At 64.8% G+C, this 23,204-nt stretch carries 21 protein-coding genes and 4 tRNA genes; 8 read left to right on the top strand and 17 right to left on the bottom strand.

Going from position 1 to position 23,204, the window contains the following annotated elements; genetic code table 11:
* Positions 1–61: 61 nt before the first annotated feature.
* The 13 genes from rplJ to AABM56_RS02010 all read right to left on the bottom strand — a co-directional run bounded on the left by rplJ (position 62) and on the right by AABM56_RS02010 (position 7,895).
* A complete protein-coding gene (gene rplJ, locus AABM56_RS02070) occupies positions 62–562 on the bottom strand; it encodes a 50S ribosomal protein L10 (RefSeq protein ID WP_017641868.1) in 501 nt (166 codons plus the stop codon).
* A 208-nt stretch (positions 563–770) separates the two neighbouring features.
* Positions 771–1,466, bottom strand: coding sequence for a 50S ribosomal protein L1 (gene rplA / locus AABM56_RS02065; protein WP_133860555.1), 696 nt, complete (start codon positions 1,464–1,466; stop codon positions 771–773).
* Positions 1,466–1,897, bottom strand: a complete 432-nt coding sequence (rplK, locus tag AABM56_RS02060) for a 50S ribosomal protein L11 (RefSeq protein WP_133860554.1) — start codon at positions 1,895–1,897, stop codon at positions 1,466–1,468. Before rplK ends, rplA begins: the two co-directional genes overlap by 1 nt.
* Before the next feature lie 112 nt (positions 1,898–2,009).
* Entirely contained in the window at positions 2,010–2,543 is a 534-nt protein-coding gene (gene nusG, locus AABM56_RS02055; protein ID WP_026083932.1) for a transcription termination/antitermination protein NusG, read from the bottom strand.
* Between the two features lie 11 nt (positions 2,544–2,554).
* Entirely contained in the window at positions 2,555–2,923 is a 369-nt protein-coding gene (gene secE / locus AABM56_RS02050; RefSeq protein WP_347883810.1) for a preprotein translocase subunit SecE, read from the bottom strand.
* Positions 2,924–2,958: 35 nt separating this feature from the next.
* Positions 2,959–3,034 (bottom strand) — tRNA-Trp (locus AABM56_RS02045).
* Positions 3,035–3,088: 54 nt separating this feature from the next.
* Entirely contained in the window at positions 3,089–4,282 is a 1,194-nt protein-coding gene (gene tuf / locus AABM56_RS02040) for an elongation factor Tu (protein ID WP_133860552.1), read from the bottom strand.
* A gap of 84 nt (positions 4,283–4,366) precedes the next feature.
* A tRNA-Thr gene (locus AABM56_RS02035) sits at positions 4,367–4,442 on the bottom strand.
* 20 nt (positions 4,443–4,462) lie between these two features.
* Positions 4,463–4,536, bottom strand: a tRNA-Gly gene (locus AABM56_RS02030).
* Positions 4,537–4,559: 23 nt separating this feature from the next.
* Positions 4,560–4,644, bottom strand: a tRNA-Tyr gene (locus AABM56_RS02025).
* Positions 4,645–4,864: 220 nt separating this feature from the next.
* The gene (locus AABM56_RS02020) at positions 4,865–6,406 is read right to left on the bottom strand and encodes a phosphoenolpyruvate carboxykinase (protein WP_133860551.1); all 1,542 of its coding nucleotides are present in this window, start codon (positions 6,404–6,406) and stop codon (positions 4,865–4,867) included.
* A 104-nt stretch (positions 6,407–6,510) separates the two neighbouring features.
* Positions 6,511–7,404, bottom strand: coding sequence for an Hsp33 family molecular chaperone HslO (hslO, locus tag AABM56_RS02015; protein WP_187980950.1), 894 nt, complete (start codon positions 7,402–7,404; stop codon positions 6,511–6,513).
* Positions 7,405–7,511: 107 nt separating this feature from the next.
* Positions 7,512–7,895 carry a S4 domain-containing protein gene (locus AABM56_RS02010; protein ID WP_347883809.1) on the bottom strand — a complete coding sequence of 128 codons (384 nt, stop codon included), beginning with the start codon at positions 7,893–7,895 and terminating at the stop codon, positions 7,512–7,514.
* A gap of 118 nt (positions 7,896–8,013) precedes the next feature.
* Here AABM56_RS02010 and AABM56_RS02005 point away from each other — a divergent pair, with 118 nt between their 5' ends.
* From AABM56_RS02005 to rimK, 3 genes are read left to right on the top strand one after another with little or no spacing between them, the layout of a single operon-like run.
* On the top strand, positions 8,014–8,790 hold the full coding sequence (locus tag AABM56_RS02005) for an EAL domain-containing protein (RefSeq protein ID WP_133860548.1): 777 nt from the start codon (positions 8,014–8,016) through the stop codon (positions 8,788–8,790).
* 15 nt (positions 8,791–8,805) lie between these two features.
* Positions 8,806–9,282: an ATP-dependent zinc protease gene (locus tag AABM56_RS02000; protein ID WP_027598255.1), complete on the top strand. Its 477-nt coding sequence runs from the start codon at positions 8,806–8,808 to the stop codon at positions 9,280–9,282.
* A complete protein-coding gene (gene rimK, locus AABM56_RS01995; RefSeq protein ID WP_027598254.1) occupies positions 9,279–10,184 on the top strand; it encodes a 30S ribosomal protein S6--L-glutamate ligase in 906 nt (301 codons plus the stop codon). Before AABM56_RS02000 ends, rimK begins: the two co-directional genes overlap by 4 nt.
* A 138-nt stretch (positions 10,185–10,322) precedes the next feature.
* On the opposite strand, the gene AABM56_RS01990 is transcribed toward rimK, so the two are convergent.
* Complete coding sequence (locus AABM56_RS01990; RefSeq protein ID WP_133860547.1) at positions 10,323–11,642, bottom strand: ATP-binding protein; 1,320 nt, start codon at positions 11,640–11,642, stop codon at positions 10,323–10,325.
* 137 nt (positions 11,643–11,779) lie between these two features.
* Between AABM56_RS01990 and uppP the strand changes: the two genes are divergently transcribed.
* Positions 11,780–12,652 carry an undecaprenyl-diphosphatase UppP gene (uppP, locus tag AABM56_RS01985; protein ID WP_133860546.1) on the top strand — a complete coding sequence of 291 codons (873 nt, stop codon included), beginning with the start codon at positions 11,780–11,782 and terminating at the stop codon, positions 12,650–12,652.
* A 40-nt stretch (positions 12,653–12,692) separates the two neighbouring features.
* Here uppP and ompR read toward each other — a convergent pair whose 3' ends face one another.
* Complete coding sequence (ompR, locus tag AABM56_RS01980) at positions 12,693–13,427, bottom strand: two-component system response regulator OmpR (RefSeq protein WP_027598251.1); 735 nt, start codon at positions 13,425–13,427, stop codon at positions 12,693–12,695.
* Positions 13,428–13,602: 175 nt separating this feature from the next.
* Here ompR and AABM56_RS01975 point away from each other — a divergent pair, with 175 nt between their 5' ends.
* From AABM56_RS01975 to gshA, 3 genes are all read left to right on the top strand, one after another.
* A complete protein-coding gene (locus AABM56_RS01975) occupies positions 13,603–15,921 on the top strand; it encodes a Tex family protein (protein ID WP_133860545.1) in 2,319 nt (772 codons plus the stop codon).
* Between the two features lie 2 nt (positions 15,922–15,923).
* Positions 15,924–16,307, top strand: coding sequence for a PaaI family thioesterase (locus AABM56_RS01970; RefSeq protein ID WP_052504088.1), 384 nt, complete (start codon positions 15,924–15,926; stop codon positions 16,305–16,307).
* Positions 16,308–16,517: 210 nt separating this feature from the next.
* Entirely contained in the window at positions 16,518–18,095 is a 1,578-nt protein-coding gene (gene gshA, locus AABM56_RS01965; RefSeq protein WP_263259105.1) for a glutamate--cysteine ligase, read from the top strand.
* A gap of 807 nt (positions 18,096–18,902) precedes the next feature.
* Here the strand turns inward: gshA and argA are convergent.
* Entirely contained in the window at positions 18,903–20,201 is a 1,299-nt protein-coding gene (gene argA / locus AABM56_RS01960) for an amino-acid N-acetyltransferase (protein ID WP_133860543.1), read from the bottom strand.
* A 163-nt stretch (positions 20,202–20,364) separates the two neighbouring features.
* Positions 20,365–21,525 carry an acetylornithine deacetylase gene (argE, locus tag AABM56_RS01955; RefSeq protein WP_133860542.1) on the bottom strand — a complete coding sequence of 387 codons (1,161 nt, stop codon included), beginning with the start codon at positions 21,523–21,525 and terminating at the stop codon, positions 20,365–20,367.
* A gap of 170 nt (positions 21,526–21,695) precedes the next feature.
* On the opposite strand from argE, the gene AABM56_RS01950 reads away from it, so the two are divergent.
* The gene (locus AABM56_RS01950; protein ID WP_187980946.1) at positions 21,696–23,045 is read left to right on the top strand and encodes an inorganic triphosphatase; all 1,350 of its coding nucleotides are present in this window, start codon (positions 21,696–21,698) and stop codon (positions 23,043–23,045) included.
* The last annotated feature ends 159 nt before the right edge of the window (positions 23,046–23,204 follow it).

The following is a 23,204-nucleotide window of genomic DNA, read 5'->3' as shown; positions in this document are numbered from 1 at the left end:
CAGGGTGCGGCTTCAGGCCGCAAATAATAAGAAAGACTTGCAGGAAACGCAGCACGCGCGATTAGGCGGCGGCAGCTTCCTTTTGGTCGCGAATGGCGGCGAGGGTACGAGCCAGCTTGCTGGTAGCGCCCTGGATGACGCTCATCAGCTGGGACACAGCTTCGTCGTAGGTCGGCAGAGTTGCCAGTACGTCGATCTGGTTAGCCGGGATGAGCTTGCCTTCGAACGCGGCGGCCTTGATCTCGAACTTGTCCTGACCCTTGGCGAAATCCTTGAAGATACGGGCGGCAGCGCCCGGATGCTCCTGGGAGAACGCGATCAGGGTCGGGCCCTTGAAAGTGTCGTTGAGAACGTCGAAAGACGTGCCTTCAACGGCACGACGCAGCAGGGTGTTACGTACGACACGTACATAGACACCAGCCGCGCGGGCCTCTTTACGGAGTCCGGTCATGGCACCCACAGTCACGCCACGGGCATCGGCCACGACAGCGGACAGGGCACCTTGGGCAGCCTCGTTGACTTCAGCGACGATAGCCTTCTTGTCTTCGAGTTTGATTGCCACGGGTTTAACTCCTGGATGTTACCGTTTCGCCCGATGGACTGGGCGGCGTTTTGGTGTCTGACTCGGTAACCGAATCGGGAGCACCATCTGCGTAGGCTAGGGTTTCCCCGGTTTAAGACCTGCGTCCCCTACGGTCTTGGACAGCCCCCGCCAGGCAGGGACCCCAATCTTGGCGCCGCGCCAGAAGGCACGGCGACTTGTATCTTGCTTAGGCTTCCAGGGAAGCCTGGTCGATCTGCAGACCTGGGCCCATGGTGGAGCTCAGGGTGATGCGCTTGACGTAGATGCCCTTGGAGGTCGAGGGCTTCAGGCGCTTCAGGTCGGCCAGCAGAGCTTCAACGTTCTGCTTCAGCTTCACGGGCTCGAAATCGATCTTGCCAACGGAAGCGTGGATGATGCCGTTCTTGTCGGTACGGAAACGCACCTGACCAGCCTTGGCATTCTTGACGGCGGTAGCGACGTCCGGGGTCACGGTGCCAACCTTGGGGTTGGGCATCAGACCGCGCGGGCCGAGCAGCTGACCCAGCTGACCGACAACACGCATGGCGTCCGGCGAGGCGATGACCACGTCATAGTTCAGGTCGCCGCCCTTCATCTCGGCAGCCAGGTCGTCCATGCCGACTCGTTCGGCACCGGCAGCCAGCGCAGCTTCGGCGTTGGCACCCTGGGTGAACACGGCAACGCGAACCGACTTGCCAGTGCCATTGGGCAGCACGGTGGCGCCACGAACGACCTGGTCGGATTTACGCGGATCCACACCCAGGTTCACGGAGACGTCGATGGACTCCTTGAACTTGATGGTGGACAGCTCGGCCAGCAGGGCTGCAGCTTCTTCGAAGCCGTACTGCTTGCCAGCCTGGATTTTTTCGGCGAAAGCCTTTTGACGCTTAGTGAGCTTGGCCATTACACGCCCTCCACATTCAGACCCATGCTACGAGCGGAACCGGCGATGGTACGCACGGCGGCGTCCATATCGGCGGCGGTGAGATCGGCATTCTTGGCTTTGGCGATCTCTTCCAGCTGGGCGCGGGTGACGGTACCGACCTTCTGGCTGTTGGGACGAGCGGAACCGCTCTTGATGCCGGCAGCCTTCTTGAGCAGCACGGAGGCCGGGGTGCTCTTGATTTCGAAGGTGAAGCTACGGTCGCTGTACACGGTGATGATCACCGGGGTGGGCAGACCGGGCTCCATGCCCTGGGTGCGGGCGTTGAACGCCTTGCAGAATTCCATGATGTTGACGCCGTGCTGACCCAGCGCCGGACCGACTGGCGGGCTCGGGTTGGCTTGAGCGGCCTTAACTTGCAGCTTGATGTAAGCCTGAATTTTCTTAGCCATGTGCTACTCCAATGATGGGTTCGACGCCCCGCAGGGCTCCCCAATTACTTGCTATATCCCAGTGACGACAAAACCCCGCAGCCTGGGCTACGGGGTGAGGGATGCGAACAACCTAGACCTTTTCGACCTGGCTGAACTCGAGCTCCACAGGGGTCGACCGACCAAAGATCAGTACCGCCACGTGGATGCGGCTCTTTTCGTAGTTGACTTCTTCGACAACGCCGTTGAAGTCGGCGAACGGACCGTCCACCACCCGAACCGTCTCGCCTGCTTCGAACAGGGTCTTCGGCTTGGGCTTGTCGCTGCTGTCGGAGACACGACGCAGAATCGCGTCCGCTTCGCGATCAGTGATGGGTGCCGGCTTGTCGGCAGTACCACCGATGAAGCCCATGACGCGAGGAGTGTCCTTGACCAGGTGCCAGGTCCCTTCGTTCATCTCCATCTGCACCAGGACGTATCCTGGGAAAAACTTACGCTCGCTCTTGCGCTTCTGGCCATTGCGCATTTCCACCACTTCTTCGGTGGGCACGAGAATGTCGCCGAACTCGTCTTCCATTTCGTGCAGCTTGACGCGCTCGATCAACGAACGCATGACATGCTTCTCGTAACCCGAGTAGGCATGCACGACGTACCAACGCTTAGCCACGGCGAACCCTTTCAACCAACAATCGTGGAAACCAGCCAACCGAGCAGGGAGTCGAGCCCCCACAACAACAAAGCCATCACGAGCACCACGGCAACCACGATCAGCGTGGTCTGAGTGGTCTCTTGCCGGGTAGGCCAGACAACCTTGCGAATCTCGGTACGGGCGTCTTTCAGCAAGCCAAAGAAGGCTTGCCCCTTGGCGGTATGCAGGGCAATAAAGGCAGCGACAGCTGCCAGCACCAACAGACCTACCACTCGATACAGGATGGACTGAGCAGCGAAGTAGTGATTGGCAACAACACCAATCGCCACCAGAACGACAACCACCAGCCACTTCAGCGCATCGAAGCGCGACTCTTTGGCTTCCGCCTTGATGCTCATTGCATGAATCCTGTAAGGAGTGCCAGATGGGAATCTGGCAGGCCAGGAGGGAATCGAACCCCCAACCTGCGGTTTTGGAGACCGCCGCTCTGCCAATTGAGCTACTGGCCTGTAACTTGAATCAGGCCGACCATTATGCCGACCTGACAGACCAAGATCAATCGATTACTCGATGATCTTGGCAACCACGCCGGCGCCGACGGTACGACCGCCTTCACGGATGGCGAAACGCAGGCCGTCCTCCATCGCGATCGGAGCGATCAGGGTGACAACCATCTTGATGTTGTCGCCCGGCATCACCATCTCGACGCCTTCCGGCAGCTCGCAGTTACCGGTCACGTCGGTGGTGCGGAAGTAGAACTGCGGACGGTAGCCCTTGAAGAACGGAGTGTGACGACCGCCTTCTTCCTTGGACAGCACGTACACTTCGCACTCGAACTTGGTGTGCGGCTTGATGGTGTTCGGCTTGGCCAGAACCTGGCCACGCTCCACGTCTTCACGCTTGGTGCCACGCAGCAGCACGCCGACGTTCTCGCCAGCACGGCCTTCGTCCAGCAGCTTGCGGAACATTTCAACGCCGGTGCAGGTGGTCTTGACGGTGGCCTTGATGCCCACGATCTCGACTTCTTCCTGGATGCGGACGATGCCACGCTCGACACGACCGGTGACCACGGTGCCGCGACCGGAGATCGAGAACACGTCTTCGATCGGCATCAGGAACGGCTTGTCAATGGCACGCTCGGGCTCGGGGATGTACGAGTCCAGGGTCTCGACCAGCTTGCGCACGGCAGAGGTACCCATTTCGTTGTCGTCGTTACCGTTCAGCGCCATCAGCGCGGAGCCGATCACGATCGGGGTGTCGTCGCCCGGGAAGTCGTAGGTGTTCAGCAGATCGCGAACTTCCATCTCGACCAGTTCCAGCAGCTCGGCGTCGTCAACCATGTCGGCCTTGTTCAGGAACACGACGATGTAGGGAACGCCTACCTGACGGGACAGCAGGATGTGCTCGCGGGTCTGCGGCATGGGGCCGTCAGCAGCCGAGCAAACCAGGATCGCGCCGTCCATCTGGGCAGCACCGGTGATCATGTTCTTCACGTAGTCGGCGTGGCCGGGGCAGTCGACGTGCGCGTAGTGACGGATCGCCGAGTCGTACTCAACGTGGGAGGTGTTGATGGTGATACCGCGAGCCTTTTCTTCCGGCGCGTTGTCGATCTGGTCGAAACCACGAGCGGAACCGCCCCAGGTGTCGGCACAGACCTTGGTCAGCGCAGCGGTCAGAGTGGTCTTGCCATGGTCAACGTGACCGATGGTGCCCACGTTCAGGTGCGGCTTGTTACGTTCAAACTTTTCTTTAGCCATCGACACTCTCTCCCTTCACGAATTGAGCAAAGCAATGCCGCCATTAAAACAAAGGCAGATATTTGCATATCTGCCTTTTTAAGATGGAGCTCATGAGCGGATTCGAACCGCTGACCTCACCCTTACCAAGGGTGTGCTCTACCAACTGAGCTACATGAGCGAAACATTTGCCAGTCAAACTGGAGCGGGTAGCGGGAATCGAACCCGCATCATCAGCTTGGAAGGCTGAGGTTCTACCACTGAACTATACCCGCAGAGCCTAAGCGCTCTAACAATCTGGTGGAGGGGGAAGGATTCGAACCTTCGAAGTCTGCGACGTCAGATTTACAGTCTGATCCCTTTGGCCACTCGGGAACCCCTCCAAAGTGAGGCGGCATTTTCTTCATCTGCCCTCCTCTTGTCAAGGATCTTTTTAAAATCTCCTTAACAATCAATGCTTTCTCCTCGCTCGCTAGCGTTATCAGCGAAAGCGGGCGCAGTTTATGCAATCGCAGCGACCCATGCAACCCCAAGACGTAAAAAAAGCTTAAAAAACAAAGGCCGCCCTGGCGGCGGCCTTTGTTTGCAGACAACCAGCCCTGCTTACAGCTGGGGACCGGCGGCCAGGATGCCTTCGGATACGCCGGAGAACTTCTTGAAGTTCTCGACGAACTTGCCAGCCAGCTCGCGCGCCGCCGCGTCATAGGCAGCACCATCCTGCCAGGTGTCGCGAGGATTGAGCAGGACGCTGTCCACGCCGGGAACGGCAACCGGGACGTCGAGATTGATGACCGGGACGTGGCGCGTCTCGGTACCGATGAGGGCACCGCTCTGAATAGCTGCGATGACCGCACGGGTGGTCGGGATGTTGAAGCGCTTACCGACGCCGTAACCGCCACCGGTCCAACCGGTGTTGACCAGGTACACCTTGGAGCCGAAGCCCTGGATGCGCTTGATCAGCAGATCGGCGTATTCAGCCGCCGGACGCGGGAAGAAGGGTGCGCCGAAGCAGGTGGAGAAGGTCGACTTGATGCCGGGACCGGAACCCATCTCGGTCGAGCCGACCAGGGCGGTGTAGCCGGACAGGAAGTGGTAGGCCGCCTGCTCATTATTAAGGATGGATACCGGGGGCAGGACACCGGTGAGGTCGCAGGTCAGGAAGATGACCGCGTTAGGCTCGCCACCCAGGTTGTGCTCGGCGCGCTTGTCGATCAGTTCGCGCGGATAGGCCGCCCGGCTGTTCTGGGTCAGGCTGTCGTTGGCATAGTCAGGGTGACGGGTCTGGGGATCCAGAACCACGTTTTCCAGAACGGCGCCGAACTGGATGGCCTTCCAGATGACCGGCTCGTTCTTCTCGGACAGGTCGATGCACTTGGCGTAGCAACCACCTTCCATGTTGAAGACGGTGCCCACGCCCCAGCCGTGCTCGTCGTCACCGATAAGGTAGCGGCTCTGGTCGGCGGACAGGGTGGTCTTGCCGGTACCGGACAGACCGAAGAACAGGGTGACGTCACCCTCCTCGCCTACGTTGGCCGCGCAGTGCATCGGCAGCACGTCCTTTTCCGGCAGCAGGAAGTTCTGCACCGAGAACATGGCCTTCTTCATCTCGCCGGCGTAGCGCATACCGGCGATCAGCACCTTGCGCGCCGCGAAGTTGATGATGACGGTACCGTCGGAATTGGTGCCGTCACGCGCGGGCTCACAGACGAACTCGGGCGCGTTGATGATCTCCCAGGCCGGCTTGGACTGGGGATTGTATTCGGCCGGATTGATGAACAGGCAGCGGCCGAACAGATTGTGCCAGGCGGTCTCGGTACGCATGACGACGGGCAGGTAGTGCTCTACATCAGCGCCTACATGAACATGGGAGACGAATTGATCACGCTCGTCCAGGTAGGCGCTCACGCGCTCCCACAGCGGTGCGAACTTCTCCTCCGGAAAGGCACGGTTGATCGGCCCCCAGTGGATGGCATCGCGCGTGGAGGCTTCCTCGACGATAAAGCGATCTACCGGCGAACGCCCCGTGCGATGCCCCGTCTTGACGACCAGCGAGCCATTGGCGGCCAGCTCTCCTTCGCCACGTCGCAGGGACTCTTCCACTAACTGCGCGACGCTGATATCGGTATACACGTTGGCTTTCGTCATTTCGTTCCCCATGGCCCTGGGCCGTTCCTCATGCTTGTAGCTCTTACACGGCAGAACTACACGTTGCGGGATTATGCCAGAAAGCCTTCGGGCTTTTGCAACGGCTAGTGCCGGGTATTTCCCGGGGTTTGCGTGCCGCCGCCCGCAAAAATCTGCGCGATATCGGCAGCGTCGAATACCTGCTGTTCATTGCAAAACTGACAATCGACCCGAATTTGTCCGTCCTGTTCGTCGAGCAGGCTCTCGACGTCCGGCTGACCCATGCTGATCAGGGCATTGGCCGCGCGGTCACGGGAGCAGCTGCAGCTGAAGGCCACCGGCTGCTCGTCGAACAGGCGTACCTTTTCCTCGTGGAACAGGCGGTGCAGGATCACTTCGTTGTCGAGACCCAGCAGCTCTTCGGCCGTGAGGGTATCGGCCAGGGTTACCACATGCTCCCAGCTGTCCTGGCGGGCCTGGGCATCCTTGATCCGCGACGGCGGCAATTGCTGGAGCAGCAGGCCGCGGGCGCGGCGGCCATCGGCGTTCAGCCAGAACCGGGTGGGCAGCTGCTCGGAGGTGGCGAAATAGCCGGACAGGCACTCAGCCAGATTCGCGCCCTCCAGCGGGACGATACCCTGGTAGCGCTGACCATGGCGCGGGTCGATGGTCAGCGCCAGAACGCCATCGGGCATGAGCTCGCTCAAGGAGGCGGACGCGGTGATCTCGGCCTCTTCGTAGCGTGCGATGCCGCGCACCTCGCGCTCACTGGAGCACTCGACCATGAGCAGCGGGATGGGACCACTGGAGCGCGCCTGCAGCACCAGCAGCCCTTCGAACTTGAGGGTCCCACACAGCAGCGCGGCCGCCGCGAGCAGCTCGCCCAGTAGCTGGGCCACGGGCTCCGGATAAGCATGTTTGGCGAGGACCTCGACATAGCTGCGATCCAGGGTGGCCAGTTCGCCGCGGACATCGGTTTCGTCAAACAGGAAACGTTGGGTGAAATCGTGGGAAGTCATGAACTACCTATATAAGGAAGGAGGCCGCGAAGCGTGGCGTTCACGGCGCACGCCAGAACCGGCGAGCGGACCTGGCCATTGAGAGGCTCCGGCGAGCCGCGACGAACTCAGTCGTCGAACGGATGGACGTACTCGCGGAACTGGTGGATCTGGCGCCGCTGCTTCTTGGTGGGACGGCCATCGGTCTGCACGCCGAGGTTGCCGGCCTTGCGGGCGGCCGCGGCCTGCTCGCGCGCCTTGAGGCTTTCCGGCGTCTCGGTGTAGAGCTGCTGAGCTTCGGGCGCACCACGGCGGTTCTGCGACAGGGCGACGATCACCACCGTCTTTTCGTCATAGCCCTGACGGATGGTGAGAACGTCACCGATGCGCAGCTCCTTGCTCGGCTTGCAGCGCTCGCCACGGCACTGGATCTTGCCGCCTTCCAGAGCCGCCTTGGCCAGCGCGCGGGTCTTGAAAAAACGCGCGGCCCATAGCCATTTATCGAGGCGCATCCGTTCTTCAGTGTGATCTACTGCATACATCGAATAAAAAGCCCCCTGTTGGGTCTTAGACTCTTCTCAAGAACTCTAAACCATCGGACCGACGCTGCAAGCGCGCCTCTGGAGAGCCATGACCACATTCTTTCCTTCCGATCTGACTGGCCAGACCCGCTGCACGGGATGCCAGCAGTCGGAACCCCTGGGCTTCGACTTCGACTTCGCCTATCAGCCCATCGTGGATCTGGGCCAAGGCGCGGTCTTCGCCCGGGAAGCACTGGTGCGCGGACCAGGCGGCGAAGGCGCGCTGTCGGTGCTCAATCAGGTGACTGACAGCAACCGCTATCGCTTCGACCAGCTTTGCCGCACCAAGGCCATCGCCACCGCAGCAGCCCTGGGCATGCAGGAGAGTCTGTCGATCAACTTCCTGCCCAACGCCGTCTACCGCCCGGAACTGTGCATTCGCAGTACGCTGGCTGCCGCGCGCGAGCATGGCTTTCCGCTGGAACGGCTGATCTTCGAGACAGTGGAAACCGAACACGTCGCGAGTGACCATCTGACGCACATCCTGCGCGAGTATCAGCAATTCGGCTTCAAGACTGCCATCGACGACTTCGGCGCCGGTCATTCCGGCCTGACGCTGCTGGCCGAATTCCAGCCGGACCTGGTCAAGCTCGACATGGCGCTCATCCGCCACATCGACCGGGATCAGGTGCGGCGAACCATCGTGCGCAACCTGATCGTCATGTGCCGCGAACTGGGTACCCAGGTGATCGCCGAAGGGGTGGAGACCGTGGCCGAACGCGATTGCCTGCGTGACCTCGGCATCGAGCTGATGCAGGGGTATCTGTTCGCCAAACCAGCCTTCAAACAGCTCATTGATCCGCAACATTTAGGCGGAGGCCACTGATTTCAAGGAGCAGCGATGAGCAATTCCGCCGAACCGGTCATTATCGGCCTGAGTGAATGGGTGGCCCTGCCTGATCTGGGCGTGGTGGGCCTGAGAGCCAAGATCGATACCGGCGCCAGTACCTCTGCGCTGCATGCAACGGAAGTCCAGCCGTTCATGCGCGGCAAGGAACGCTGGGTGAGATTCACCGTGCACCTGGGGACGCTGGTTCAGTCCCGTCATCGCCATTGCGAAGCCCCCCTGGTGGCGAAGAAGACCATTCGCAGCTCCAATGGCATCGCTCAGACGCGTTATGTCATCCGTACCCTGCTGGCCCTGGGCGAGTGCCAGTGGCCGGTGGAATTCACCCTGGCCTGCCGCAAGAGCATGCGCTATCGCATGCTGCTCGGGTCCAAGGCGTTGATCGATGGTGGCCTGCTGGTGAATCCGGCCGTCTCCTATGCGCAAGACAAACCCCAGTTGTCCCTTACTCCGGCTTCCGGTGCCCCATGAAAATCGCCGTCCTCTCGCGTAATCCCAATCTGTATTCCACCCGGCGCCTGGTCGAAGCCGGTGTCAGCCGCGGCCATGAGGTGGTCGTGGTCGACACCCTGCGCGCGTACATGAACATCGCCAGCCACAAGCCGCAGATCCATTACCGCGGCAAACCCCTGGAAGGCTTCGATGCGGTCATCCCGCGCATCGGTGCCTCGGTGACCTTCTATGGCTGCGCGGTGCTGCGCCAATTCGAGATGCAGGGTGTCTTTCCGCTCAACGAGAGCGTGGCCATCAGCCGTTCGCGCGACAAGCTGCGTTCCCTGCAGCTGCTCTCGCGCAAGGGCATCGGCCTGCCGGTGACCGGTTTCGCCCACTCGCCGGACGACGTGCCGGACCTGATCCAGATGGTCAACGGCGCCCCCCTGGTGATCAAGGTGCTGGAAGGCACCCAGGGTATCGGGGTGGTGCTGTGCGAGACCGAGAAGGCGGCCGAATCGGTGATCGAGGCCTTCATGGGGCTCAAGCAGAACATCATGGTGCAGGAATACATCCGCGAGGCGGGTGGCGCGGACATCCGCTGCTTCGTGGTCGGCGACAAGGTGATCGCCGCGATGAAGCGCCAGGCGGCGCCGGGGGAATTTCGTTCGAATCTGCATCGCGGCGGCACCGCCAGCCTAATCAAGATCACCCCCGAGGAACGCATGACCGCTCTGCGCGCGGCCCGGGCCATGGGTCTGAGCGTGGCCGGGGTGGATATCCTCAGATCCAACCACGGCCCGCTGGTGATGGAGGTCAACTCCTCGCCCGGCCTGGAAGGCATCGAGCAGACCACCGGCAAGGACGTGGCCGGGATCATCATCGAGTACCTGGAAAAGAACGCCGAGCCGGGGCTGACGCGGACCAAGGGCAAGGGCTGAGGCTTCTGTCTTGAGGAGCTGTTGGGCTTCGCTAGCGCTCAGCCCAACCTACCCCTCGGTCGATGGGTCGCACGTCAGGCGGATGCCGCTATCGCGGCCATGGGCCGCTCCTACAGGCCACAGCAGCAGGATCCGGTATCAGCTGGCGCTGCGCGGGAGCAGCAGGCCCAGGGGCAACAGTACCCGGGCTTCCACCCCACCACCTTCGCGATTGCGCAGTTCGGCACTGCCGCCGTGCTGCGCGGCGATGCGCTTGACGATCGCCAGGCCCAGCCCGGAACCGCTGACGGTGCGGGCACGATTGCCGCGGGTGAAGGGATTGAAGATGTCCTGCAGGTCCTTGGGATCTATGCCGGGACCGCGATCCATCACGCTCAGGGCGACATAGGGCGCCGTGGCGGAGCCCGCCACCTGCCCGACCACCTCGATACCGCCACCGCCGCCGTGGCGCAGGGCGTTTTCCACCAGGTTGGTCAGCAGCCGCTTGAAGGAGATGCGCCGCACCGGCAAGGGTGGCAGCACGTCCAGCATCAGCCGTACCCGCTCCTCCTCCTGGTTGTAGGGCGCCACCACCTGGCGGGCCAGCTCGTTGATATTGGTGAGCTCCTGCGGTTCGTCGCGGCCATCGCGGACGAAGGCGAGGAACTGGTCGAGGATGGCGTTCATGTCCTCGATGTCGCGGATCATGTCCTCGGCCTCTTCGCGCTCGGCCGGTGGCATCAGCTCCACCGCCAGGCGCAGCCGGGTCAGGGGCGTGCGCAGGTCATGGGAGACCCCGGCCAACATCAGCTCGCGCTCGCGGCCGGCCTGCTCAACGTCCTCGGCCATCTGGTTGAAGGCGTGGTAGACGTCCTGGATCTCGCTGGGTGCATCGGTTTCCGGCAAGCGCACGCTGCGGCCCTTGCCCAGCTCGCGCGCCGCGTTCACCAGGCGGCGCAGCGGTTGGTTGAGTTGCCGGACGAAGACCCAGGCGGCGCCGGTGGAAAGCAGGCCGATGGCGAAAAACCAGCCCAGCACGCTCCAGATGTGCTGCCCGCGCAAGGGATGGGCCATGAGCGGGATCTTGATCCAGTCCGGCCCCAGGGAGGGCGCCAGGACCCACATGGCCGGACCATGCTGGACCCGCACCCGCACCTCGGTCTCCTCGCCCAGTTCCTGCTTCATCTGGCGCTCGAAGATCTCGCTGTAGGGCCAGTGGTATTCCCCGGCCGGCACGGTCTCGGGTGATTCGTAGCGCAGGCCGGCGGCCTGGGCGATGCGCGGCCGCTCGGTTTCCGGGGTGGCCCAGTAGGCACGGAGGGTCAGGGCCGCGCCGTGGCTGTACTGACGATCGACCAGAACGTCCTCATTGAGCAGCAGATAGACCAGGGTCAGCGCCTTGGAAAACAGCACCGCGAGCAGGACCATCCACAGCGAGCGGGCGAAGAAACTCTGGGGAAACCAGCCGGGCGCCTTCATTGCCCGGGCTTTCCGCGCAAAACGGCGCGAAAGCCATCACAACCTCCGGGGTTGCGGGGTCCAGATAGGCCACCCGAGACAGACACATTCGGATACATTTGCTCGTCCATTTCTTCCCTTCGACCTGGAGTTCTCTCGTGTCCGACATCTGCCAGACCGGCCTGGACATCGGCTTCGCTTCGCTCAGCTACGCGCAGATCGCCTTTCTCGGCGTGGTGCAGGGTATCACCGAGCTGCTTCCCATTTCGTCCACGGCGCACATGCGGGTGGTCCCTGCCCTGCTCGGCTGGCACGATCCCGGCTCGGCCTTTTCCGCCGCCATGCAGATGGCGGCCCTGGCGGCGGTGATCAGCTATTTCTGGCGCGATGTCAGCGGCGTGACCCGCGGCAGCCTGGCCGCCGTGCGCCAGCGCAACTTCGACAGCCCGGACTTCCTGCTGGCGGTGATGATCGTGCTGGCAACCATTCCCATCTGCATCGCCGGACTCCTGCTGGCGCCCCTGCTAAATGCCTGCGGCTCGCCGCTGCGGGGCCTCAGCGTCATCGGCTACGCCTGCCTGGCCATGGCCGCCCTGCTGGCGCTGGCGGAACGGATCTGCCGGCACAACAGAGACATCTCGCAGATGCGCCTGCGCGATGCGCTGATCGTGGGGATCGCCCAGGTCGGCGCGCTGATTCCGGGCGTGTCCCGCTCGGGCTCGACCCTGACCGCCGCCATGTTCCTCAATCTGCGTCGCGAGGAAGCCGCGCGCTTCTCCTTCCTGCTCGGCCTGCCGGCCATCGCCCTGGCCGGACTCAAGGAGCTGGTGGTGCTCTGGCACGCGCACATCCCGGCCGAGGCCTGGTCGCTGCTGCTGGTGGGATTGCTGGTGGCGAGCCTGTCGGCCTTTGCGGCGATCTGGGGGCTCATGCGCTTCCTGGAGCGCTTCTCGACCTGGCCCTTCATCATCTATCGCGCGCTGCTGGGGATCTTCCTGCTGGTCGGCGTGCATCAAGGCCTGTTCGCCTGAGCCACCCCCTAGCCGGGGCGCGATGCCCCGGCTACCCGCCTTACTTGCCGGCGCCGTCCGGCACGAAGACGTAGCCCACGCCCCAGACGGTCTGGATATAGCGCGGCTTGGACGGATCGGGTTCGATCATCCGGCGCAGGCGCGAGATCTGCACGTCGATGGAGCGCTCCAGGGCATCCCATTCGCGACCGCGGGCCAGATTCATCAGCTTGTCGCGGGTCAGCGGCTCGCGGGCGTGGTCGACCAGTGCCTTGAGCACGGCGAATTCGCCGGTGGTGAGCATGTGGGTCTCTTCGCCGCGCTTGAGTTCGCGGGTGGCCAGGTGCAGGGCGTAGTCGCCAAAGGTCACCACCTCGTCGGTACCGGCAGGAGCGCCGGGTACCACCGGGGCCTGACGGCGCAGCACGGCCTTGATCCGGGCTACCAGCTCCAGCGGGTTGAAGGGTTTGGCCAGGTAATCGTCGGCGCCCTGGTCGAGACCCTGGATGCGGCTGCCTTCGTCGCCCTTGGCGGTCAGCATGATGATGGGAATGCGGTTGCCGCTCTCGCGCAGTCGACCGCAGGCGGACAGGCCGTCTTCGCCAGGCATCATCAGGTCCAGCACGACCAGGTTGAAGACCTCGCGGGCCAGCAGGCGGTCCATCTGTTCGGCACTTTCGACCGTGCGTACGCGATAACCCTGTTCGGCCAGAAAACGCTCCAAGAGGCGGCGCAGCCGGGCGTCGTCGTCGACGACCAGGATCTTTTCACCTTCCGGGGCAACGGGGGTGCTCATAATATCTCCTTGTGATCTAGCACTGGATTATGCCGTAGGCCATCCGACCGCGGCATTGGGCCATTGTTAGCAGATTTTGCCCACGCTGGGGCGGCGGTGCCGGCACGGGAGGCAGGGCTCCGGCGGGCTCGGGTATACTGCGGCCCGCTTTTTCTCGTGCAAGCCAGGTAGCCCGATGGATATCAATAGCCGCATCGCCGAAGAGCTCGGCGCCCGCCCGCAACAGGTCGCCGCCGCCGTGGCCCTGCTCGACGAAGGGTCGACCGTGCCCTTCATCGCCCGTTATCGCAAGGAAGTCACCGGCAGCCTGGACGACACCCAGCTGCGTCATCTCGAAGAGCGGCTGCGCTATCTGCGCGAGCTGGAAGAGCGCCGCGGCGCGGTGCTGACCTCCATCGAGGAGCAGGGCAAGCTGACCCCCGAACTGGCCCGCGAGATCAATCTGGCCGACACCAAGACGCGCCTGGAAGACCTCTACCTGCCCTACAAGCAGAAGCGCCGCACCAAGGGCCAGATCGCTCTGGAAGCCGGCCTGGGCCCGCTGGCCGACGCCCTGCTGCAGGATCCGACGCTGACCCCGGAGACCGAGGCGGCCGCCTATGTCGATGCGGACAAGGGCGTGGCGGACAGCAAGGCTGCCCTGGAAGGCGCCAAGTACATCCTCATGGAACGCTTCGCCGAGGACGCCAACCTGCTGGCGCGACTGCGCGGCGTCCTGCAACAGGACGCCATCCTCAGCGCGCGCCTGGTGCCGGGCAAGGAGACCGAAGGCGCCAAGTTCAGCGACTACTTCGAGCATGACGAGTCCTTCAAGGCGGTGCCCTCGCATCGCGCCCTGGCGATCTTCCGGGGTCGCAACGAAGGCATCCTCAGCGCCGCGCTCAAGCTCGGCGAAGAAGGCCCGGGCATCGCCCATCCCTGCGAAGGGCTGATCGCCGCGCACTTCGGCCTGAAGAACCAGGGCCGCGCCGCGGACAAATGGCTGGCCGAGGTGGTGCGCTGGACCTGGAAGGTCAAGCTCTATACCTCCCTGGAAACCGATCTGCTCGGCGAGTTGCGCGAAAAGGCCGAGGAAGAGGCTATCGCGGTCTTCGCCCGCAACCTGCACGATCTGCTGCTCGCCGCGCCGGCCGGTCCGCGCACCACCCTGGCGCTGGACCCGGGTCTGCGCACCGGCTGCAAGGTCGCCGTGGTGGATGCCACCGGCAAGCTGCTGGCCACCGACACGGTCTATCCCCATGCGCCGCGCAATCAGTGGGACCAGACCCTGGCCACCCTCGGCGTGCTCTGCACCAAGCATGGCGTGGACCTGATCGCCATCGGCAACGGCACCGCCAGCCGCGAGAGCGACAAGCTGGCCGGCGAGCTGATCAGCAAGTACCCGGGCCTGGGCCTGACCAAGGTGATGGTCAGCGAAGCCGGTGCCTCGGTGTACTCGGCATCGGAACTCGCCGCCCGGGAATTCCCCGACCTGGACGTCTCCCTGCGTGGCGCCGTGTCCATTGCCCGCCGCCTGCAGGATCCGCTGGCCGAGCTGGTGAAGATCGAGCCCAAGTCCATCGGCGTCGGCCAGTACCAGCACGATGTTTCCCAGCTCAAGCTGGCGCGCAGCCTGGATGCCGTGGTGGAAGACTGCGTGAACGCCGTGGGCGTGGACGTGAATACCGCCTCCGCCGCCCTGCTGGCGCGGATCTCCGGTCTCAACGCGACCCTGGCGCAGAACATCGTGCAGTTCCGCGACGCCAATGGTGCCTTCGCCACCCGCGAGGCGCTGAAGAAGGTGCCGCGCCTGGGCGAGAAGACCTTCGAGCAGGCCGCCGGCTTCCTGCGCGTCATGAGCGGCGCCAATCCGCTGGATGCCTCGGCGGTGCACCCGGAGACCTATCCGCTGGTGCAGCGCATCGCGGCCGACACCGGCCGTGACATCCGCTCGCTGATCGGCGACTCGGCCTTTCTCAAGCGCCTGGATCCGAAGAAATTCACCGACGAGAGCTTCGGCCTGCCGACGGTGACCGATATCCTCCAGGAACTGGACAAGCCCGGTCGCGACCCGCGCCCGGAATTCAAGACCGCGGTGTTCCAGGACGGCGTGGAGAAACTCTCCGACCTCAAGCCCGGCATGGTGCTGGAGGGCGTCATCACCAACGTCACCAACTTTGGCGCCTTCGTCGACATCGGCGTGCACCAGGACGGCCTGGTGCACATCAGTGCGCTGTCGGAGAAATTCGTCAAGGACCCCTATGAGGTGGTCAAGGCGGGCGACATCGTCAAGGTCAAGGTGATGGAGGTGGACGTGCCGCGCAATCGCGTGGGCCTGTCCATGCGCATGGGCGACACCCCCGGCGAGAAGGTCGACGGCAAGCCCGGCGGTCAGGCCCGCGGCAACGGTGGCAAGCCCCGCGCCGACAAGGGCGCACCGCGTCAGAATCAACCGGCTCCGGCCAACCAGGCCATGGCGTCGCTGTTCGCCAATGCCAAGCAACTGAGGAAATAGCTATGAGCGGATCTCTCGCAGGCAAGGACAGCGCCTTCAGCACCCTGCTGGGCATGACCATCCACAAGGCGGAGGGTGGCGAGTCCGAGGTGCGCATGAGCGTGCAGGACAGGCTCATCAACCTGCACGGCAAGCTCCACGGCGGTGCCATCTTCTCGCTGATCGACACGGCCCTGGGCCAGGCCAGTCACAGTCTGTTCGACGGCCAGGCCGGCAGCGTGACCCTGGAGTGCAAGGTCAACTACGTGCGTGGCGTCAGCGACGGCGAGCTGGTCTGCCGCGCCCGGGTGATCCACCCGGGCCGCAAGACCCATGTGCTGGAAGCCCAGGTGCATCAGGGCGACAAGCTGATCGCCCTGGCCCAGGCGACCTTCGCCTGTCTGTGACCGGCCAGAGCGGGCGGCAGCGAAGCGGCGCATATCGCCCTTTGCCGCTGCCTGAGCTACGCTGGGAGACAACTGAGCGGGTTGCGGTCTGAGGCTTGAACCCGGACCGCAGCAGTGACTGCTGCCCCCGCGTCGGCCCTGGCCGGCAACCCTCATTTCAGTCGGTTTCTTCTACCCTGCCCGGGGCGAGTACCGCCAAAGGAAGTCAACTTGAGCGATATCCTGTCCCGCCGCCTGGCCCTGCTCGGCGCTGATCCCTCCCTCCTGACCGAATGCCTGCACGGCATCGAGCGCGAGACCCTGCGGGTGGACGCCCGTGGCGACCTGTCCCGACGTCCCCATCCCCAGGCGCTGGGCTCGGCCCTGACCCACCCGCAGATCACCACGGACTATTCCGAGGCGCTGCTGGAATTCATCACCCCCACCGGCACCCGCACACCCGAGGTGCTGGACGCGCTGGATCGGGTGCACCGCGCCGCGGTCGCCGAACTCGATGGCGAGCGCCTCTGGAGCGGTTCCATGCCCTGCGCGCTGCCGGCCGAGGACGAGATCCCCATCGCCGACTATGGCAGCTCCAACATCGGCCGGCTCAAGCACGTCTATCGCCGCGGCCTGGCCCTGCGCTACAGCCGTACCATGCAGTGCATCGCCGGCATCCACTACAACTTCTCGCTGCCGGAAGCGGCCTGGGAACTGCTGCGCCAGCAGGAGGGTGACGCCCGCGATGCCCGCGACTACCAGTCGGCTCGCTACATCGCCCTGATCCGCAACTTCCGCCGCTACAGCTGGCTGCTGATGTACCTGTTCGGCGCCTCGCCAGCGCTGGACGCGGGCTTCCTGCGTGGCCGACCGCATCTGTTGCAGACCCTCGACGAGCGGACCCTTTACCTGCCCCATGCCACCAGCCTGCGCATGAGCGACCTGGGCTACCAGAGCAACGCCCAGGCCAGCCTGACGCCGGACTACAACGACCTGACCACCTACACCGAGAGTCTGAGACGCGCGGTAGGCACGCCCTACCCGCCCTACGCGGAGATCGGTACCCACCAGAATGGCGAGTGGGTGCAGCTCAACACCAACATCCTGCAGATCGAAAACGAGTATTACGCCACCATCCGCCCGAAGCGTGTCACTCGCAGCGGCGAGCGGCCGGTGCAGGCGCTGATGGCCCGTGGCGTGCAGTACATCGAGGTGCGCTGCCTGGACATCGATCCCTTCCTGCCGCTGGGCATCGATACCACCACCGCGCTGTTCCTCGACGCCTTCCTGCTCTATTGCGCCCTGGAAGGCAGCCCGCCACTCAACGGCGAATGTCGCGAATGCACCGACAACTTCGCCAGCGTGGTGCGTGAAGGCCGCAAGCCCGGTCTGCGTCTGCAGCGCCATGGCGCCTCGGTGACCATGATCGACTGGGCGGCGGAGATGCTCGACCAGATCGAACGCTGCGCCGAGACCCTGGACGCCAGCCTGGGCGGCGATGCCCATCGCCGGGCGGTGGCGGTACAGCGGCAGAAGGTTGCCGACGTCCGCCTCACGCCTTCGGCGCGGGTGCTGCAGGAGTTGCGCGAACGCGGCGAGAGCTTTGCCGAATTCGGCCTGCGCCAGAGCGAGGCCCATGCGGCCTATTTCGCCAGCCATCCGCTAAACGAAGGCGAACGCGAGGGCTATGCACAGATGGCGCGTCAGTCGCTGGAGGAACAGGCGGAGATCGAGGCGGCGCCCCAGGGGGATTTCGACACCTTCGTGGCGGCCTATCAGGCGAGTATTCTGGCGACGATCGGGGTGTAGGCAGGCAGGTTGGGTTGAGACGGCTCCATCGTCGAAGCCCAACGTTGTGGTGCCAAAGAGCTTGTTGGTGTCCTAGCTGTTCATTGAGCTCTGCTGGTGTTTCTTGTTTCGCCCACCCGGGCGACTCACTTTTTTCAGTCGTGGCTGCGCGCCCCGGACTACGCGCCCCGGACAAAAGTAAGCAAAAACGCTTGCCCCGGCCATCCGGCCCTACGCTGCGCTCCGGGTGACTCGCGTTGCTCGCCCTGCGGGCCAGCCTGCGGCTGTTACTTCGCTACGCTACGTTTCGCTCACGCCAGCGCCGTTCCGGGGTCGGCCTACACGGGCCGTCCATGGCCCGTTAGGCCTCTCGCCGCATCCATGCGGCTCGACCCACTCCACGACACTGGCGCTCGCCCTGCTGAACGGGGCGATTCGCCAGCCTGGAGGTTTTGGATGAAAAACCCTGAACAGCCCGTAGCCCGTAGCTTATAGCCCGTAGCTTGTAGCGTGGACAACGGCAAAGCCTTGTCCACTGATTACTGCGGTGCCTACCAGTGGAAAACGCTGCGCGGTTTTCCACGCTTACGTCTCCAAACGCCAGCGGACGAATCGATGGTTGATGAGGGCGCCTTCCGGTATCGATGCAGGAAGGGCCAGCTACGCCTTGGAGCGGCTTCGGTTCGGACTGGAGCTATCGCGACCATGGGCCGCTCCTACAGGTGTGCCTAGAAGGTGTAGGAGCGGCCCATGGCCGCGATGACGAGCGGCTTGGTAGCGTTGGGCCTCGACGATGCAGCCGTCTCAGCCCAACCTACGAGCGCGCCCTTACAGGCCCTTCTCGAAGATCTTCGAATTGCGCTGGAAGTTGTACAGCGACGCCCGGGCCGCGGGGAGGCGTTCCACGCCGCTCGGTTCGAAGCCGCGTTCGCGGAACCAGTGGGCGGTCTTGGTGGTGAGCACGAACAGGGTGCCGAGGCCGCGTTCGCGGGCGCGTTGCTCGATGCGCGCCAGCAGGGCGTCGCCGCGGCCGCCGTGGCGGTAGTCGGGATTGACCGCGAGGCAGGCCAGCTCGCCCGCCGCCGAATCGGCGATGGGATAGAGCGCCGCGCAGGCGATGATCAGGCCTTCGCGTTCGACGATGCTGAATTGCTCGATCTCGCGCTCCAGCACCTCGCGGGAACGCCGCACCAGGATGCCCTGCTCTTCCAGCGGACGGATCAGCTCCATCAGGCCGCCGACGTCGGCGATAGTCGCCTCGCGCAGGGTCTCGAAGGGCTCCTGGGCCACCAGGGTGCCGCTACCGGCGCGGGTGAAGAGTTCGGTGAGCAGGGCGCCGTCTTCGGCGTAGCCGACGATATGGCAGCGCCGCACACCGCCGCGGGTGGCCTGGGCGGCGGCGTCGAGCAGCTCGGCCTGGTAGGAGCTGCCCAGGCGCGCCAGATGGGTGGGGATCTGCTGCGGGCCGATCTCGCGGATCAGGGCACCGTGTTCGTCCAGCAGGCCCGGTTCGGCACCGTAGAGCACCAGCTTGTCGGCGCCCAGGTCGATGGCGGCGCGCATGGCGACGTCTTCGCAGGCCAGGTTGAAGGTCTCGCCGGTGGGGGAATAGCCCAGAGGCGAGAGCAGCACGATGGTGCGCTCGTCGAGCAGCCGGCCGATGCCACGGCGGTCGATGCGGCGGACTTCGCCGGTGTGATGGAAGTCGACGCCGTCCTGTACTCCGACCGGGCGCGCGGTGACCAGATTGCCGCTGGCGACCCGCAGCCGCGAGCCCTGCATGGGCGAGGCGGCCATGTCCATGGACAGGCGTGCCTCGATGGCGCTGCGCAGGCTGCCGACGGCATCGATCACCGCTTCCAGGGTCGGGCCGTCGGTGATGCGCAGGTCGTTGTAGAAGCGCGGCTCGATGCCGCGAGCGGCCAGGCGCGATTCGATCTGCGGACGGGAGCCGTGCACCAGCACCAGACGCACGCCCAAGCTGTGTAGCAGCACCAGGTCGTGGACGATGTTGCCGAAGTTGGGGTGGGCGACGCCATCACCGGGCAGCATGACGACGAAGGTGGCGTCGCGGTGGGCGTTGATATAGGGCGAGGCGTGGCGGAGCCAGTTGACATAATCGTGCATCGAGACGAAGACCCTTGGTGGATAGGCGGGAGGGTGAACGAGGGCAGGCAGGGCGTTCAGCGTCGTCGCAGCACGGGGGTTCCTCGACAGGGAGCGGATGGGCAGGCAGCGTCAGTAGACCGTCCGGAGTTTACAAAAAGTCACGCCGGGCGCGCGGATCTGTTCATCGGACAGCCGCGGCCTCGCCCAGGCAGTAGTGGCCGATCAGTTGCTGCAGCAGCCTGACGGTGGGCGCGATGCGCGCCAGCGCCAGGTGTTCCTCGGGCTGGTGCGCGCAGCTGATGTCGCCGGGACCGAGGACCAGCACCTCCTGGGTGATCGCCTGCAGATAGGGTGCCTCGGTGGCGAAGGCCACGGCGTCGGCTTGGTGCCCGGTCAGGCGCTCGGCCAGGCGCACCAGCTCGGCCTCGGCCGGCTGCTCGAAGGGCGGCACGGCGGGAAACAGCGGCTGGTAGTCGATCCGCACCCCGAAGCGTTCGGCAACCGGCAGCAGCCGTCCGCGGATGGCCTGGCGCAGGGCTTCGGGCTGCATGCCCGGCAACGGGCGCAGGTCGAACTCCAGGGCGCACTGGCCGCAGATGCGATTGGGGTTGTCGCCGCCATGGATGCAGCCCAGGTTGAGGGTCGGCTGGGGCACCAGGAACAGTGGATTGCGGTATTCGCGCTGCCACTGGGCGCGCAGGTCGAGCAGCTCGCCCATCACCGCCTGCATGGCCTCAAGGGCGCTGTGGCCCAGACTCGGATCGGAGGAATGGCCGCTCTGCCCGAGGATGTCGATGCGCTCCATGAGGATGCCCTTGTGCAGGCGGATCGGCCGCAGTCCGGTCGGCTCGCCGATCACCGCGGCGCGGCCCAGGGGGCGGCCGGCGTCGGCCAGTACCCGGGCACCGTCCATGGAGGATTCCTCGTCGCAGGTGGCGAGCACGATCAGCGGCTGGCGCAACTGGCGCGGATCCAATTCGCGCACCGCTTCGAGGATCAGCGCGAAGAAGCCCTTCATGTCGCAGCTGCCCAGGCCGTACCAGCGATCGTCGGCTTCGCGCAGACGCAGGGGATCGGCCTGCCAGAGCGCCGCGTCATAGGGCACGGTATCGGTATGGCCGGCCAGCACCAGACCACCCGGCCCGCTGCCCAGGGTGGCGATCAGGTTGAACTTGCCCGGGGTCACCTCCTGGGTCTCGCAGGCGAAGCCCAAGGCGCCGAACCAGTCGCTCAGGCGGGCGATGACGCCGGCGTTGGACTGGTCCAGCGCCGGCTGGGTGCAGCTCACCGAGCTTTCGGCGATGAGCGTCGAGAACAGAGCTTTCAGCGCGGGCAGGGTCATGCGGGGTCTCCTGGTCACGCCTCCATCATGGCGCCATCCGCTGCGCGATGAAACCTTCATGCGCCAGGGGGGCGGGACGGGCTAAACTAGCGCCCACGTTCTCGCCGTCCGTCGTCATGATGCGCTCGGCACGGAGCCGGACCGTTCTCTTCCGGCGCCAGGATCCTCCAATGGCCAAAGAAACCGAAATCAAGCTGCGCGCCAGTGCGGCCACCCTCGACGCCCTGCGCGCTCATCCGCTGCTGAAGAAGCGTTGCAAGGAGGGCTGGCAGCGCCACGAACTCTCCAACTGCTATTACGACACCGACACCCGCGACCTGGCCCATGCCAAGGTCGCCCTGCGCGTGCGGCGCGATGGCGAGCGCTTCATCCAGACACTCAAGAGCCGTGGCCAGAGCCTGGCCGGGCTGTCCGAGCGCAACGAATGGGAATGGCCGCTGGCCGATGCCACCCTCGACACCGCGCTGTTCGACGACAGCTGCTGGCCGGCGGAGCTGGCCGACCTGGACCTGCGCCGCCTGCAGCCGGTGTTCGACACCGACTTCGTCCGCGACGCCGCGGAAATCGCCTGGGGCCGGGGCAAGGCCCGGACCATCATCGAGGTCGCCCTCGACCAGGGCGAGGTGCGTGCCGGCGACCAGCGCGAGGCCATCGCCGAGGTTGAGCTGGAATTGCGCCAGGGTGAACCGGCCGCGCTGCTGGAACTGGCCGAGCAGCTGGCCGCCGAATTCCCGCTGATGCCCTGCGACATCAGCAAGGCCGAGCGCGGCTATCGCCTGCACGATGCCTCGAGCTACACCCTCTATCTGTCCGCGCCGGAACTGGACGCCGAGACGCCGCTGGACGAGGCCGTCGCCCGCCTCGGCTGGCACCTGCTGGCCGGCAGCCAGCGCCTGGCCGAACAGTATCGCTGGAACGGCCACTGGCGCCTGCTGGTGGACTGGGTGCACCAGCTGATCGACCTGCGCGCCCTGCTCGGCAGTCTCGGCCAGGCCGCCCCGCGGGCAACCAGCCGCGACCTGCGCCAGGCCCTCGACGAGTTGCTCGCCGACTGGCGACCGCTGGCCGCCATCGGCCAGGACGACGAGGAAGCCCGCCGCCAGGCACCGCAGCGCTTCGCCGCCGAACTGGAACAGCCGCGCTGGGGCCTGTTCTCCCTGCGCGCCGCACGCTGGCTGCACGAGCGCGCCTGGATCCAGGGTCGCACCGGCCGTGGCGAACGCCAGGGCGTGACCCCGCTCGGCCAATGGCTGCCGCGCTTTCTGGCCCAGGAAGCGGCCGAGTTGCCGCTGCTGCGCGCCATCACCGAACCCGAGCTGATCCAGCAGCAGCTGCCGCGGCTGGAGCGGATGCAGGTCTGGCTGCACCTGGCGCGTGGCGCCCTGGACCTGCCCGAAGCCGATCGGCTGTATGGCGAGCTGGGCAAGCTGGCGCCGCTGAGCGCCCACGGCGATCTCGCCGGGGTCGCCGAACAGGCGCGCCTGGTCTATGGCCTGGCGCCCTGGAAAGCCCTGGCCTGAGCCGCCGGACGGCGGGAACGCCTGGCGCATCCGGCCGTCCATCCTGATGGCACAAGGCCGCGAGCGATTCCTTAATACAAAATCGCTATGCTGGAGGAGGCGACCAACCTGGCGGGTACGGCAGGCGGGTCGCCCCCGGTCAGACGCCGGGTGTCACCC

Source organism: Pseudomonas aestiva, from assembly GCF_039908605.1.
GTDB lineage: Bacteria > Pseudomonadota > Gammaproteobacteria > Pseudomonadales > Pseudomonadaceae > Chryseomonas > Chryseomonas aestiva.
Note: the sequence above shows the minus strand (reverse complement) of the source record. Positions and strands in the feature narration are given on the sequence as shown.

Coding starts and splice junctions, on each gene's coding strand:
- hslO (WP_187980950.1), bottom strand. CDS start 7,404: ATGACTTCCCACGATTTCACCCAACGTTTCCTGTTTGACGAAACCGAT.
- rplA (WP_133860555.1), bottom strand. CDS start 1,466: ATGGCCAAGCTCACTAAGCGTCAAAAGGCTTTCGCCGAAAAAATCCAG.
- AABM56_RS02020 (WP_133860551.1), bottom strand. CDS start 6,406: ATGACGAAAGCCAACGTGTATACCGATATCAGCGTCGCGCAGTTAGTG.
- AABM56_RS01975 (WP_133860545.1), top strand. CDS start 13,603: ATGGATATCAATAGCCGCATCGCCGAAGAGCTCGGCGCCCGCCCGCAA.
- argE (WP_133860542.1), bottom strand. CDS start 21,525: ATGACCCTGCCCGCGCTGAAAGCTCTGTTCTCGACGCTCATCGCCGAA.
- AABM56_RS01990 (WP_133860547.1), bottom strand. CDS start 11,642: ATGAAGGCGCCCGGCTGGTTTCCCCAGAGTTTCTTCGCCCGCTCGCTG.
- AABM56_RS01950 (WP_187980946.1), top strand. CDS start 21,696: ATGGCCAAAGAAACCGAAATCAAGCTGCGCGCCAGTGCGGCCACCCTC.
- AABM56_RS02000 (WP_027598255.1), top strand. CDS start 8,806: ATGAGCAATTCCGCCGAACCGGTCATTATCGGCCTGAGTGAATGGGTG.
- tuf (WP_133860552.1), bottom strand. CDS start 4,282: ATGGCTAAAGAAAAGTTTGAACGTAACAAGCCGCACCTGAACGTGGGC.
- rplK (WP_133860554.1), bottom strand. CDS start 1,897: ATGGCTAAGAAAATTCAGGCTTACATCAAGCTGCAAGTTAAGGCCGCT.
- AABM56_RS02010 (WP_347883809.1), bottom strand. CDS start 7,895: ATGCGCCTCGATAAATGGCTATGGGCCGCGCGTTTTTTCAAGACCCGC.
- secE (WP_347883810.1), bottom strand. CDS start 2,923: ATGAGCATCAAGGCGGAAGCCAAAGAGTCGCGCTTCGATGCGCTGAAG.
- argA (WP_133860543.1), bottom strand. CDS start 20,201: ATGCACGATTATGTCAACTGGCTCCGCCACGCCTCGCCCTATATCAAC.
- AABM56_RS01970 (WP_052504088.1), top strand. CDS start 15,924: ATGAGCGGATCTCTCGCAGGCAAGGACAGCGCCTTCAGCACCCTGCTG.
- ompR (WP_027598251.1), bottom strand. CDS start 13,427: ATGAGCACCCCCGTTGCCCCGGAAGGTGAAAAGATCCTGGTCGTCGAC.
- rimK (WP_027598254.1), top strand. CDS start 9,279: ATGAAAATCGCCGTCCTCTCGCGTAATCCCAATCTGTATTCCACCCGG.
- AABM56_RS02005 (WP_133860548.1), top strand. CDS start 8,014: ATGACCACATTCTTTCCTTCCGATCTGACTGGCCAGACCCGCTGCACG.